Origin of the sequence: Spongiactinospora gelatinilytica (genome assembly GCF_003236385.1) — a bacterium.
In the GTDB taxonomy this organism is placed as follows: domain Bacteria; phylum Actinomycetota; class Actinomycetes; order Streptosporangiales; family Streptosporangiaceae; genus Spongiactinospora; species Spongiactinospora gelatinilytica.
This window is the reverse complement of sequence record NZ_POUA01000209.1, coordinates 1-13,265: the sequence shown is the minus strand read 5'-3', so window position 1 is coordinate 13,265 and position 13,265 is coordinate 1. Positions and strand designations below refer to the sequence as shown.

Here is a 13,265-nt window from a genome sequence, read left to right as displayed (position 1 = left end):
GGTGAGGTGGTGTCATTCACCCCGTGTTCACTGGATGCCCGGTCTGGGCTCGCGGATCGTCTGGGGCGCGCTGGTCTGCTGGGCTGCGCTTATATGGGGGGAATTTGTGGCGGTTATCTGTGTGGGCGGTCTGGTGATGGGTGGCGGTGCGGTTTGTGGTGGTGAATTCACGTTGTTGCGGGGGTGGGATGTGTTCTTATTCGCCCCATGCTCGGCGTATGTTCGGGATGGCATTGTATTCAGGGCGTGGGGTGGTCGCGTTGGCGGTGACTCTTTAAGGGCCCGGTATCGCGGCGTCAGGGCGATACCGGGCGGGAAGGGTTACTTAACGGAGCCGGCCATCATTCCCTGAACGAAGTAGCGCTGGAAGGCGAAGAACAGCACCAGGGGGATGATCAGCGATAGGAAGGCGCCCGGGGCGAGGACGTCGACGTTGGTGCCGAATTGGCGCATTTGCGATTGGAGGGCCTTGGTCATCGGCTGGTTTTCGGTGTCGGCGAAGACCAGGGCCACCAGTAGGTCGTTCCAGACCCAGAGGAACTGGAAGATGCCCAGGGAGGCGACCGCCGGAGCGGCCAGGGGGAACACCACCGTGGCGAAGATCTTCCATTCGCCCGCGCCGTCCATCCGGGCCGCCTCCAGCAGCTCTCTGGGGATGCCGACGAAGAAGTTGCGCAGCAGGAAGACGGCGAACGGCAGGCCGAACGCCACGTGGAAGAGCACCACCCCGAGGATCGACCCCGCGATGTTCAGCGTGCCGTACAGCCGGGCGATCGGGATCAGCGCGATCTGGATCGGCACGATGAGCAGCGCGATCACCACCAGGAACAGCAGGTCGCGCCCCGGGAACTCGATCCAGGCGAAGGCGTAGGCCGCCATCGCCGCGATGCCGATCACCAGTACGGTGGCCGGGACCGTGATCAGGACGGTGTTCCAGAAGGAGGAGGTGAACCCGGTGGCCAGCAGGTTCTGGTAGTTCTCCAGGGTCAGCTCGGCCGGGCGGGTGAAGGCCGTCCACCATCCCGAGGAGTTGTTGTACGTCTCGCCGCGGATCGAGACGACCAGCAGCCCCAGGGTCGGGATCAGCCAGAACAGTGCGATCACGATGAGGGACACCTGAAGGAGCCCGCCGCCGGCGCGGTCCACGATGCGGCCGAGCACGCCGCGGCGCGGCGCGCCCGCGAGGCCGGAATCGACTGGCGCGGTGGTCATCGGCCCTCCCTCCTGAACCGCCGGATATTGATGATCATGAATGGCAGCACCAGCACCAGCAGGAAGATCGCCAGCGCCGAGCCCAGGCCCTGGTTGTCGCCGCCGCCGAAGGAGACGCGCCACATCTCCAGGGCGATCACGTTGGCCTGCGGCTGCACCGACCCGGGCGCGATCACGAAGACCAGGTCGAACACCTTGAGGGTGTTGATGATCATCGTGACGAAGACCACCACGAGCACCGGCGACAGCAGCGGCACGGTGATCTGGCGGAACACCTGCCATTCCGTGGCGCCGTCGATCCGGGCGGCCTCCAGCGCGTCGCGCGGGATGGCCGCCAGCCCGGCGGCGATCAGCACCATCGCGAAGCCCGCCCACACCCAGATGAACGCCCCGATGATGGCCGGTGTGATCAGGGCCGGGCCGAGCCAGCTCACCCCGTTGAAGGCCGCCGCGAAGTTCTCCTGCGGCAGCCGCAGGGTGTACTGGCCCGCGGGCAGTCCGGCGAAGGCGAAGGTCCCGTCGGACGCGGTGGTGGTGGTGTCGCGCACCGCGCCGTTCTGCAGCGCCTCGACGGTGATGCCCGGCATGCCCTTCTCGCCGGCGTCGATCTGCCCGGTCTTCCCGCCGCCGCCCGGCGTGAAGTCCAGCCAGACCGTGCCGCTCAGCCCGCCGCCCGCGGCCGGTGCCTTGGCGGGCGCGGCGTCGGCGGGGACGGCGTTCGGCCGCAGGCCCACCAGCGGCACCAGCGCGGGGCCGCCCGCCCCGACCGGCTGCCGGGTCACCACGGCTCCATTCTGTACGGCGTGCGCCTCGTCGTTCGGCCGCGGCCGGGCCCCCGGATATCCGGCGCTGGACGAGAACGCGTCCCGCACGGTGGTGATCACCGCGTTGGCCACGCCCTTGTCCGGGTCCTGCTCGTAGACCAGCCGGAAGATGACGCCCGAGGCCAGCAGCGACACCGCCATCGGCATGAACACGATCAGCTTGAACGCCGTCGCCCAGCGGATCCGCTCGGTCAGCACCGCGAAGATCAGCCCGAGCGTGGTGACCAGGATGGGGGCGACCACCACCCAGATCAGGTTGTTCCTGATCGTGGTCAGCATGGACTGGTCGGTGAAGATGTCGGTGTAGTTGCCCAGGCCGACGAAGGTGTTCCCGGCGCGGTCGAACAGGCTGCGATAGATCGAGTAGATGATCGGGTAGACGACCATCGCGCCGAGCAGGATCAGGGTGGGGAGCAGGAAGAAGATCGCCACGCGCGGTGACGGCCCGAGGTTCCCGCTCCGTCCGCCCCACGTGGGCTTCGCGGCGGCGGAGCCGCCGCCTCCGCTTGTCGCGGAGGGGTGCTGCGCAGGCTCGGCGGGAGCCTCGCGGGCGGCCGTCGTGCCGCTCCGCGAGTCCCGCGGGCCGTCCGACCGTTCGGTCACGGCCTTCTCCTCTTACTTCCAGGCCTTGGCGGCCTCGTCTTCGAGCTTCTGCTGGATGCCCTTGATGTCGGAGGGGTCGCGCAGGAAGTCCTGGAGCAGCTTCCACTCGCCCTTGCCGTCCGTGCCGCCGAAGGCGCTCGGTGCGAGGTCGGACATGTCATACCGGACCGACTCCCCGGCGTCGATGATGGTCTGGGCGAGCGTCTTGGTCAGCTCGCTGGGGTAGTTGGCCGGCGAGACGTTCCGGTTGGGGGACAGGTAGCCGGGCAGCCTGGCCCACACCGAACCGCCTTCGGCCGAGGCCAGGTAGGCGAGCAGTTCCATCGCCCCCTTGGACTCCTTCAGCGCCACCGCGATGTCACCGCCGAGCACCACCGGCTCGGTCTCGCCCGCCTTGGGGAAGGGGAAGAACTTCGCGGTCTCCCCGACCTTGGCGCCCGACTCCGCCGCCGACGCGGCCACGAAGTCGGCCTCGATCACCATCGCGGCCTTCTTCTGGCCGTAGACCTGGGTCACGCAGGTCGGGAAGTCGGTCTGCAGCGCGCCGGAGGTGCCGCCGAGCACGTACTCCTTCTTGCCGGTGATCTCGGCGATCTTCTGGAGGGCGGCGGTGACGGTGGCGTCGGTCCACTTGATCTCGTGCTTGGAGAGCTTGTCGTAGTTGTCCGGTCCGGCCGTGGAGAGGTAGACGTTCTCGAACAGGTCGGTGAGGGTCCAGCCGGAGGCACCGCACAGGGAGAACGGTGCCACGCCGGAGTCGGCCACGGTCTGCGCGGCGGTGACCAGCCCGGCCCAGTCGGTGGGCGGCTGGACGCCCGCATCCTCGAAGGAGGTGGAGTTGTACCAGATCAGCGACTTGTGCGCGGCCTTGACCAGCACGCCGTACACCTTGCCGCCGGCCGAGCCCAGCTCCTTCCAGTACGGCGTGTAGTTCTTGTCGATCTCGGCCAGCACCTCGGGCGACAGCGGCTTGAGGGCGTCCTGGTCCGCGTACTGCTGGACGAGGCCGGGCTGCGGGAGGATCGCGATGTCCGGAGGGTTGCCGCCCTGGACGCGCGGGCCGAGGTAGGCCCCGGTGTCCTCCCCGGTCGAGGCGTAGGTGACCTTCGCGCCGGTCTTGGCCTGGAACGCCTTGAGCACCTGCTCGAAGTTGCGCTGCTCCTCGCCGGTCCACTTGGCCGCGACCTCGATGCTCACGCCGTCGAGGGGTTTGGGCCCCGCCGGGGCGCTGCTCGTCGTGGCGCCTCCGGTCTGCCCGCTCTGGGGTGTGCCGCCACCGCCGCCGCACGCGGCCGCCGCGAGCGCCAGCCCTGCCAACGCTGCCAGGGCCTTGGCAGTACGCATGTTACCTCCTGTGTTCGATGTGCTTCTCAAAGTGACTATGGGTATGACGGGCCGGCATGGACGGGGGTTCGCCCCGATGGTCATCCGGTCTGGATGATCTCGGCGAGCTCGGTTCTCATGGAGGCGGCGATGTCGCCGCCGTCCCCCTCAGAAGGCGTGGCGAGGGCCCGCGACACCGCGTTGGCGATGGTCAGGCTCACCTGGTCGTAGTCGGGCGTGGTGGGCCGGAGTCGTGCGGTTCGGATCGCCTTCTTCAGCACCGGCAGGTAGGGGAACTCATGGATCAGGTCGGGATCGTCGTACAGCTCTTCCCAGACGGGGGGAAAGGAACCCTCGGTCAGCACCAGGCGCTGGGTGTCCAGCCGGGTGAGGTATTTGATCAGCTCCAGCGCGGGCCCCTGCCGGGCGGAGTAGGCGCTGATCGCCAGGTTGTGGCCGCCCAGTGAGCTGACGCCGGGGCCGTCGCGGCCGGGCAGCCCGGTCACCGCGAACCGCCCGTTGATCTCCGAGGCGGCGGCCGAGCCGTACGCGTGCGGCCAGTTGCGGGCGAACAGCAGCCTGCCCTCCTGGAAGGCCACCCGCGACTCCTCCTCCTTGTAGCTCAGCGCCTCCCGGGGGATCCAGCCCTCGCGAAGCCCCTGGCGCAGGAAGTCGATGCCCTGGCCGGCCCGCTCGACGTCCAGCGTGACGCGCGCGCCGTCGGGGCTGAGGATGTCCCTGCCCCCGGCGGACTGCAGCGCCTCGGCGAAGTTGACGGTCAGGCCCTCATAGGCCAGGAACTGTCCCGCGTACCCGCCGATGTCGTGGCGGGCGGTCAGGGCATTGGCCTGGTCGCGCAGCTCCGCCCAGGTCTTGGGCGGGGCCAGGCCCTCCTTCTTGAGGATGTCCTTGCGGTAGTAGAGCAGGCCGGCGTTGCTGGAGTAGGGCACCGCCCAGAGTTTCTGCTTGTAGCGGGCGGTCTGCACCACGGGCGGCAGGAACCGGTCGAGCGGGAACTGCGTCTCGTCCAGCGGGATGATCCACCCCGCTTCGGCGAACTCCGCCGTCAGCACGACGTCGAGCGCGAGCACGTCGTAGGCGTCGCTCTTGGCCTGGAGATTGGCCACCAACTGGGCGCGCTGTTCGTCCGCGGCCTCGGGGAGGGTGAGCAGTCTGGCCTGTTTGGCCGGGTTTCGCTCGTTCCACCGGGCGAGCAGCGTCTTGAGGTAGTCGCTGCCCTCACGGCCGACGACCAGGGTGATCTTGTCGTCCCGGGGGGCGGCCGCCGTGGGCCCGCCGTCGTCGCCGAGCCCCGCACAGCCCGCGGGCAGCATGGCTGCCAGGGCGAGCAGGGCGACGATCCGGCGCTGCACGTTGTCCTCCCGGTCTCCAGGTGGCTACATGCGTGTTAGGTAGATGCATGCATGTTATGCACAGCGGTAATGTGGGCGTCAACCGGTATTCCCGTAACGCTCATGTCACTCGGTCCTTAGGAGGTGGGGCGTGCGGTCGCCGCTGCTGGCGCTTCTGGCGAAAGAGCCTGCCCACGGGTACGAGCTGAAACAGGCGCTCGAACAGATCTTCGGCACGGCATATCCGTCTCCCAACATCGGCCAGATATACGTGACGCTGGGTCGACTGGAGAAGGACGGCCTGGTGCGCTCGGTGGGCGTGGAGCAGTCCAACCGGCCCAACAAGAAGGTCTACTACATCACCGCGGCGGGCCGGGAGACGCTTTCGGCCTGGGTGGACGGGCCGGCCGAGGGCCCGCGGGTGCGCGACGAGTTCTTCATGAAGCTGGTGCTCGCCCCGCTCACCGGGATCGCCGACCGGATGGCGCTGATCAACCGGCAGCGCCGGCACTGCCTGCGGCAGATGCGCGAGTACAACGAGCTGGCCGCCCGCACCGATCCGGCGAACCGGGTGGCCCATCTGCTCATCGAAGGGTTCATGCTGCACCTGCAGGCCGACCTCGACTGGCTGGAACGCTGCCAGGAGGAGCTTCCGTGAGACGGGCCGAGAGCAAGCCGCTGGAGGTGGTGCGCCCGGAGCCGGTGATCAGGACGGTCAACCTCACCAAGATCTACCCCAACGGCGGCGTGTCCGTCGCCGCCCTGCGCGGAATCGACCTGGAGATCCACCCCGGCGAGTTCGTCGTGATCATGGGCCCGTCCGGGTCGGGCAAGTCCACGCTCGCGCACCTGCTGGGCGGCCTGGACTCGGCCACCAGCGGAGAGGTCTGGCTGGACGGGCGCAGGCTGGACACCATGTCGGAGAGCGCCAGGGCGGTGCTGCGGCGCACGAAGATCGGCTTCGTCTTCCAGTTCTTCAACCTGATCGCCAACATGACGGTCGCCGACAACGTGGAGCTGCCCTCGCTCCTGGCCGGCGCGAGCGCGCGGGAGGCCCGCGAGCGGCGGGAGGAGCTGCTTGAGGCCCTGGGGCTGGCCGAGCGGGCGGACGCCGCCCCGAGCCGGTTGTCCGGCGGCGAGCAGCAGCGGGTCGCGCTGGCCAGGGCGCTGGCCAACCGGCCGAGCGTACTGCTGGCCGACGAGCCGACCGGCAACCTGGACAGCCGCAACGCCCAGCAGGTGCTCGGCCTGCTGAACAAGGTCCATAAGAGCGGCCAGACCATCGTCATGGTCACCCACGAGGCCCGCCTGGCCAGCCTGGCCGACCGGATGATCTACCTGTTCGACGGGCAGGTCGCCGACGACGCGCCGATCGAGCCGCCCGGCCGCAGGACGGCGGCCGGTCCCGGCGGCCTGGCCGATTTCGGAGGCTAGGCGTCGTGCGAATGTCCCCGCGCAAGGCGAGCGCGCACCGGGCGCCGATCCGGTGGATCGCCGCCGACCTCCGGGCGCGGTGGGGCCACGCGCTGGTCACCGTGCTGACGGTGGGCGGCATCGTGACGGCGCTCGTCGCCGCGGCCACCCTGCTGGAGGGCGGCACCAACCCCTGGCGCGGGCTGTTCGACGAGACCAACGGCGCTCATGTGTGGATTCACGTACAGAACGGGCAGGGCGGTCAGGTCGCCGCCCCCACGGGCATCCCCGAGCGGACCGGCGTGGCCGGGCCGTACCGCAGCGCGCCGGTCACGCTCACCCACGACGGGCGCAACGCCCCGCTCGCGCTGCGGGCGCTGGGTCCCGAGCCGCCGAGGATCGCGCGGCCGGTGGTGCGCGAGGGCCGCTGGCTGAGCGCGGACGACGCCGACGGGGTCGTGCTGGAGCGGTCCTTCGCCGCGGCGGAGAACCTCCGGCCGGGTGGTTCGTTCACGGTCACCGCGCTGTCCGGCCAGCGGCACGAACTCGTCGTGGTCGGCATCGCCGAGACCGCCGAGCAGGGGTTCTACCCCACCTCGACCCCCGGCCTGGCCTGGACCCTGCCGCGCACCCTCGACCAGGTCGAGCCGGTCATCGGCCGCAGCCAGTCGGTCATCGGGCTGCGCCTGGCCGATCCGGGGCGCGACAACACCGTCCAGGTGGCGGGCGACTCGGCCGCGCAGTTCGACGGTCGGGTCCTGCGGGTCTCGACCTGGCTGGACGTGCAGGGCGCGATGATGCTCGACAACCGCCTGTTCGGTCTGCTGCTCGGGCTGTTCGGCGGATGCGGGCTGCTGGCCGGCGGCCTGGCGATCGCACATGCGGTGGGCAGCCGGGTGCTGACCCAGTCCCGTGACTTCGCCACGCTGAAGTCGCTCGGCATGACCCGGGCCCAGGTCACCTCGATGCTGATCGTCGAGCACGCCGCGCTCGGCCTGATCGGCGTGACCGCCGGCCTGCCCGCCGGGTTGGCGGCCGGCCGGTTCGTCACCGCGCTGTCGCTGCACAGCGGCGCTGGGATCGGGCTGTCGCCGATGCTCACGCTGCTGATCGCGGCGGGCACCGCCGCCGTGGTGATCCTCGCCGCGGCGCTGCCGGCCTGGCGCGCCGGGCGCACGCCGCCGACGCCCGCCGTACTGGTCGCCCCGCCGCGCGGCCGGCTGTCCAAGCTGGCCAGGCTCGCCCTCCTGGTGCGCCTGCCGCCCGCCCTGGTGCTCGGCGCCCGCGACGCGTTCACCCGCAGGCTGCCCGCCGTCCTCACCGTCTTCGGGGTGATGATCCCGATGATGGTGATCACGATCGGGCTGGGCTGCCTGTCCACGCTCGACAACATCCTGCGCCACCCCGAGCAGGTCGGTCAGGCCGCCGCCCTGGAGGTCAGGCCGGGACGGCTGCCCGCCACCCGTGCCACGGCCCTGATCACGGCCGACCCCGCGGTCAGGGCGATCTACCCCGGGGCCGACATGGACGCCGTGGTCCAGGGGCAGCCGAGGACCGTGCTGGCCCGGGCGATGGGGGAGTCCGCCCGGCCCTACCCGTTCAAGGTCGTGGAGGGGCGGCCGTACGCCGTCAGGGGCGAGGCCGTGGCCGGGCAGGGCCTGCTGGACCGGCTGGACAAGAAGATCGGCCAGCGGGTCCGCGTGCTGGTCGGCGGGACCCCGCTCATCGTGCGCATCGTGGGCCGGGTGGTGGAACTGGAACACGACGGCGAGGTGCTGTCCTTCGGGATCGACAGCCTGCCCGCCAAGGACGCCACGCCGCCGGAGTTCTACAGCGTGGTGCTGAAGCCCGGCGAGCCGGCCGAGGAGACCGCCCAGCGGCTGCGCGAGGCGTCCGGCGACGCGCTGGAGGTGCGCCTGGTGGTCAACCCGGCGCGGCGGTTCGCCGAACTCCGCTGGATGATCCTGATCCCGGTCATGCTGCTGGTGCTGATCGGGCTGAGCAACCTCTACACCGCCAGCGTGGTGGCCGAACGCGACCACGGCCCCGACCTCGCGGTGCTCAAGGCGATGGGGCTGACGCCCCGCCAGGTGGTCGCCACGATGATCACCGGCACCGGCCTGCTGGTGCTGATCGGCGTGGTCGCCGGGACGATGGCGGGGGCCTCGCTGGTCGCCCGGCTGATCGACGTACAGGGCCACACCAGCGGGGTGGGCGCGGGTCTCGGGCATCCGCCGTCGGTGCTCACGCTGGTGACCGCCGCGGTGGCGGCGCTGGCCCTGGCCCTGCTGTTCCGGCTGTTTCTGGCGCGACGGGCGGCCCTGGCGCAGGTGCCCGTCGCCACCAGGTGAGCCGCGCTAGCGGATGGCGAACCAGTAGAAGCCGTGGCCCGGAAGGGTCAGCAGGTACGGCATCTCGCCGATGACCGGGAAGGGCACCTCGCCCCGGCACTCGACGGGCGTCGAACCGGCGAAGCGGCGCAGGTCCAGTTCGACCGGCTGGGGGTACTTCGACAGGTTGTTGACGCACATCATCCGGTCGTCGCCGTCCTCGCGGACGAAGGTCAGCACGGCCGGGTTGGAGGACCACAGCTCGCTGTAGACGCCGGAGCCGAACACCGGATGCTGCCGCCTGATCTCCAGCATCCTCCTGGTGAAGTGCAGCAGCGAGGCCGGGTTCTTCTGCTGGGCCTCGACGTTGACCGCCTGGAACCCGTAGATCGGGTCCATCACCGCCGGCAGGTAGAGCTGCCCGGGGTCGGCGGTGGAAAAGCCCGCGTTGCGGTCCGGGCTCCACTGCATCGGCGTGCGGACGGCGTCGCGGTCGTCGAGCCAGATGTTGTCGCCCATACCGATCTCGTCGCCGTAGTACATGACCGGCGAACCTGGCAGGGACAGCAGCAGCGCGGTGAACAGCTCGATCTGGTCTCGGTCGTTGTCCAGCAGCGGCGCTAGGCGGCGGCGGATGCCGAGGTAGGCCCGCATCCGCGGGTCCTTGGCGTACTCCGCGTGCATGTAGTCGCGCTCTTCCTCGGTGACGGTCTCCAGGGTGAGCTCGTCATGGTTGCGGAGGAAGATGCCCCACTGCGCCTTCTCCGGGATCTTGGGGGTGCGCGACATGATCTCGGAGATCGGCTCGCGGCTGCCCCGCCGTACCGCCATGAAGATCCGCGGCATCAGCGGGAAGTGGAAGGCCATGTGGCATTCGTCACCGCCGGTGGTGGGGTCGCCGAAGTACTCGACGACGTCTTCGGGCCACCCGTTGGCCTCGGCGAGCAGCACCCGGTCGGGGTAGAGGCGGTCGACCTCGGCACGGACCTTCTTCAGGTAGGCGTGGGTCTCCGGCAGGCCGCTGCACAGCGTGCCCTCCCGCTCGAACAGGTACGGGACGGCGTCCAGCCGGAACCCGTCGATGCCGAGGTCGAGCCAGAAGCGCAGGACCTCCAGCATGGCCTCCTGGACCGCCGGGTTGTCGTAGTTGAGGTCGGGCTGGTGGTGGAAGAACCGGTGCCAGTAGTACTGCTTGCGCACGGGGTCGTAGGTCCAGTTGGACTCCTCCGCGCCGACGAAGATGATCGGGGCGTCGGGGAAGCCCTCCGGATGGTCGGACCACACGTAGAAGTCGCCGAACGGCCCCTCCGGGTCGTGCCTGGACGCCTGGAACCACGGGTGCCGGTCGCTGGTGTGGTTCATCACCAGGTCGGTGATGATGCGGATCCCGCGCCGGTGGGCCTCCTCGACCAGGGTCACGAAGTCCCCAAGATCCCCGAAATCCGAAAGAATCTTCATGTAGTCGGCGATGTCATAACCGCCGTCGCGCAACGGGGACTCATATAGCGGCAGCAGCCACAGGCAGTCGACGCCGAGCCACTCCAGATAGTCCAGCCGGTCGATCAGCCCGCGCAGGTCGCCGGTGCCGTCGGCGTTGGAGTCCTTGTATCCGCGAACGAGGACTTCGTAGAAGACCGCTCGCTTGTACCACTGCGGATCGGCCGAGACGAAGTCCTCGGAAACCGGTTCCGGGCAGGGGGATGCATCAATCATTCTCGCTCACAATGCAGGAAAGGCGAAGCCGGCCCACCGGTCGCCCGGCTGTGGTTGTGGGTGAGCGCGCGCCGCCTGGAGCCCTAGTCATCCCCATGCGCTCCCAGGCCGAATCGTAGATTCGGTCTGTCCATCAGCGCGCTTTCCAAGCCACACATTAGCAGCGGCCCGCCCCTGCTGAAGCGGGATATCAAGGGTGCGCGGGGGAATCTTCGGCGACTCCGTGCGCAAGGCCCGTAATTACGCCGTTACCTTGAGTTGGCACGACCGAAACGGCGAGGTCATCACGCCCAGGGCGGCGTCAGATCCCGTAGTTCTCCCTCGTTGTCGATGATCCAGGACCCGAACAGCACGAGACCGCGCACCCAGAACCGGTCGTTCCACCCGTTGAACCTGGCCAGCGCGTCCGGTCCCTGGCCGATCATGTCGTGCAGCTCCGGCGAGAGCAGCCCGGGCACCCGCGTGGCCAGGGCGGTCAGCATCCGGTGCCCGTGGGCGCGGGCGGGTGCGGCGGCCGAGCGCAGCGGCACGCGGGTGAGCGGCTGCTTGACCACGTTGGTGGACGGCAGCGCCGCCACCCTGGGGTTGGCCTCGTGCAGCAGTTCGCGGTAGAAGCGCCCCTTGTCCTTGCGGGCCACCCCGACCGACAGCGCGGCGTCGAAGAAGGCCGGGTGGATGAACGGCGCGGCGAACGACGCCTCCGGGCCCACCAGGTTGACCGGGGAGCGGGCGATGCCCCTGACCGTGCGCGTGTGCAGCACCGAGAGCGGAAGTTCGGCCCGGTGGCCGTGCAGCATGGACGTGGAACGGGTGAACGACTCGCGGACGGTCTGCTCGATCCACTCGCCCGCCGGCTCGGACAGGAAGGGCATCGAGGGCGCGCCCAGGGCGAGCGACCTGAGCACCGCGGCCTGGCGGTCCGCGGCCGTGCCCGCGTGCATCGCCTCGCCGCTGACCATGAAGTTCTTCAGCAGGGGGCCGCCGGCCAGGCCGTCCACCAGGGTGCGCCCGGAGCGGTGGACCTCCTTGGCGAAGGGGGCGTACCAGGCGTGGTGCGGGGTGAGGTACTCCAGCCTGCGCGCCACCTCCAGCGCGTCGGCGGGGTAGCGGGCGGGGTCCTGCTCGACCACGCGGTGCCGTACGCCGAGTTCGCGGGTGATCGCGCGGGCGAAGGCGATGTCGGTGTCTGTGCCGTCGTCCGGGCTCGTCGTCCAGGACTCCACGTCCGCGCCCCTGGCCACCGCCACCGAGCACAGCAGCCGGGAGTCGTAGCCGCCGCTGACCGGCACGAGCAGCGGACGGTCCTCGAACTCCTTGTAGACCTCGTGCAGGATCGACAGCAGTTCGCCCGCGCCGCGCCACGCCTCGTAGGGCTCCTCGCGCACCCAGCGGGGCGGCCGCCGATCGACGCTCACCCGCCGCGCCGCACGGTCGTAGACCAGCGCGCTCGCGCCGGAGAGCCGCTTGACCGCGTCGTACGGCGTGCCGTCGCCCAGCGGGAAGGTGACTCGCAGGATGGACGCCCAGGCGTCCCAGTCCATCTCGCGCCGCTCGCCCGCCAGCGCGAGCAGCGGTTCGAGCAGCGAGGAGAAGTAGACCGCCCCGGGGGTGCGCACGTAGTAGACGTCCACCAGCCCGAGCCCGCCGGCGTGCAGCGTCACCTGGTGTCCGTCGTCGATGAGCCCGGGGGTCTCATGGGTCTCGGCGATCGACATCCAGCGGTCGGCGACCAGCGGCCTGCGCTCCCCCCAGGCGAACGCGTATCCGTGCCCGTCGCGGTGGTAGGGGGCCAGCGGCCCGCTGCTGAACAGCGCCGCGCCGTCGGTCTGCAGGGCCGCGCGCGTCTTGGGCCCGGCGGCGCACAGGTCCGCCAGGAGCGCCGGGTCCACGCCGCCGATCGCACCGCACACGTACGGCCGGACGTTGAACGCAGGCCAGTCCCCCTCACGCACGGACTCATCCCTTCCCGGTCTTGGATCGCATTCGGTTCGCCACTGTCGCGATTAGCCGAAAGAGTATCCTTTTGCACCGCTCAGTGATCGGAGGACGACGTGGCTGGCGAGCGACTGGACGGCACCCGGCGGGCACTGCGAGACGCCATGGCGCAGGCGGAACGGGCCGCCGAGCTGGCGCGGCTCCTGGACGCCGCGCAGGCCAAGCTCGCCGAGGCCGAACGCGCCACACAGGAGTTGCGCGAGGTCAACACGCGGTTGCGAGAGGTCGAGCGGGAACTCGCCGACGCGCGGGCGAGCGAGGACAAACTGCGCCGCGAACTCTCCGAGCAGCGCTACCAGACCGAGGTCGCCCGCTGGAAGCTGTCCTCCATGCAGGTCGCCCGCTGGTCCAGGCTCGGCGACGCGATCAAGTCCGGTAAGCGCAACCCGGTACGGCTGGCCCGCGGCCTGCGCCGCGCCGCCCAGCACTGTCTCTTATACCCATCTTCCGAGCCCACGCGACTAGCGCTCATCTCGTATGCTGTCTTCCGCTTGGAAAAA

General features: G+C 70.0%; 9 protein-coding genes and 1 pseudogene. 4 read left to right on the top strand and 6 right to left on the bottom strand.

Translation table 11 applies throughout. From position 1 onward, the window contains the following. Window positions 1-321: 321 nt before the first annotated feature. The 4 genes from C1I98_RS23900 to C1I98_RS23885 all read right to left on the bottom strand — a co-directional run bounded on the left by C1I98_RS23900 (window position 322) and on the right by C1I98_RS23885 (window position 5,335). The gene (locus tag C1I98_RS23900) at window positions 322-1,212 is read right to left on the bottom strand and encodes a carbohydrate ABC transporter permease (protein WP_111169665.1); all 891 of its coding nucleotides are present in this window, start codon (window positions 1,210-1,212) and stop codon (window positions 322-324) included. Beyond that, window positions 1,209-2,639, bottom strand: coding sequence for an ABC transporter permease (locus C1I98_RS23895; protein ID WP_233508129.1), 1,431 nt, complete (start codon window positions 2,637-2,639; stop codon window positions 1,209-1,211). Before C1I98_RS23895 ends, C1I98_RS23900 begins: the two co-directional genes overlap by 4 nt. A gap of 12 nt (window positions 2,640-2,651) precedes the next feature. Continuing rightward, window positions 2,652-3,983, bottom strand: coding sequence for an ABC transporter substrate-binding protein (locus C1I98_RS23890; RefSeq protein WP_111169664.1), 1,332 nt, complete (start codon window positions 3,981-3,983; stop codon window positions 2,652-2,654). Window positions 3,984-4,063: 80 nt separating this feature from the next. Then, window positions 4,064-5,335, bottom strand: a complete 1,272-nt coding sequence (locus C1I98_RS23885; protein WP_233508128.1) for an ABC transporter substrate-binding protein — start codon at window positions 5,333-5,335, stop codon at window positions 4,064-4,066. A gap of 130 nt (window positions 5,336-5,465) precedes the next feature. On the opposite strand from C1I98_RS23885, the gene C1I98_RS23880 reads away from it, so the two are divergent. Genes C1I98_RS23880 through C1I98_RS23870 form a run of 3 tightly spaced genes read left to right on the top strand, consistent with a single transcriptional unit; the run spans window position 5,466 to window position 9,078 of the window. Then, the gene (locus C1I98_RS23880) at window positions 5,466-5,972 is read left to right on the top strand and encodes a PadR family transcriptional regulator (RefSeq protein ID WP_111169663.1); all 507 of its coding nucleotides are present in this window, start codon (window positions 5,466-5,468) and stop codon (window positions 5,970-5,972) included. Next, window positions 5,969-6,748, top strand: a complete 780-nt coding sequence (locus C1I98_RS23875; RefSeq protein WP_233508127.1) for an ABC transporter ATP-binding protein — start codon at window positions 5,969-5,971, stop codon at window positions 6,746-6,748. The genes C1I98_RS23880 and C1I98_RS23875 overlap by 4 nt, the downstream gene beginning before the upstream one ends. Before the next feature lie 11 nt (window positions 6,749-6,759). Beyond that, window positions 6,760-9,078 (top strand): ABC transporter permease, encoded by a 2,319-nt coding sequence (locus tag C1I98_RS23870; RefSeq protein ID WP_111169662.1) that lies wholly within the window; start codon window positions 6,760-6,762, stop codon window positions 9,076-9,078. A gap of 6 nt (window positions 9,079-9,084) precedes the next feature. Here C1I98_RS23870 and treS read toward each other — a convergent pair whose 3' ends face one another. After that, on the bottom strand, window positions 9,085-10,770 hold the full coding sequence (treS, locus tag C1I98_RS23865; RefSeq protein ID WP_111169661.1) for a maltose alpha-D-glucosyltransferase: 1,686 nt from the start codon (window positions 10,768-10,770) through the stop codon (window positions 9,085-9,087). Between the two features lie 284 nt (window positions 10,771-11,054). Next, entirely contained in the window at window positions 11,055-12,722 is a 1,668-nt protein-coding gene (locus C1I98_RS23860; protein WP_111169660.1) for an asparagine synthetase B family protein, read from the bottom strand. Window positions 12,723-12,821: 99 nt separating this feature from the next. Here C1I98_RS23860 and C1I98_RS23855 point away from each other — a divergent pair. After that, window positions 12,822-13,265: pseudogene (locus C1I98_RS23855) on the top strand (hypothetical protein); the annotation flags it as partial.

Coding starts and splice junctions, on each gene's coding strand:
- C1I98_RS23870 (WP_111169662.1), top strand. CDS start 6,760: ATGTCCCCGCGCAAGGCGAGCGCGCACCGGGCGCCGATCCGGTGGATC.
- C1I98_RS23900 (WP_111169665.1), bottom strand. CDS start 1,212: ATGACCACCGCGCCAGTCGATTCCGGCCTCGCGGGCGCGCCGCGCCGC.
- C1I98_RS23890 (WP_111169664.1), bottom strand. CDS start 3,983: ATGCGTACTGCCAAGGCCCTGGCAGCGTTGGCAGGGCTGGCGCTCGCG.
- treS (WP_111169661.1), bottom strand. CDS start 10,770: ATGATTGATGCATCCCCCTGCCCGGAACCGGTTTCCGAGGACTTCGTC.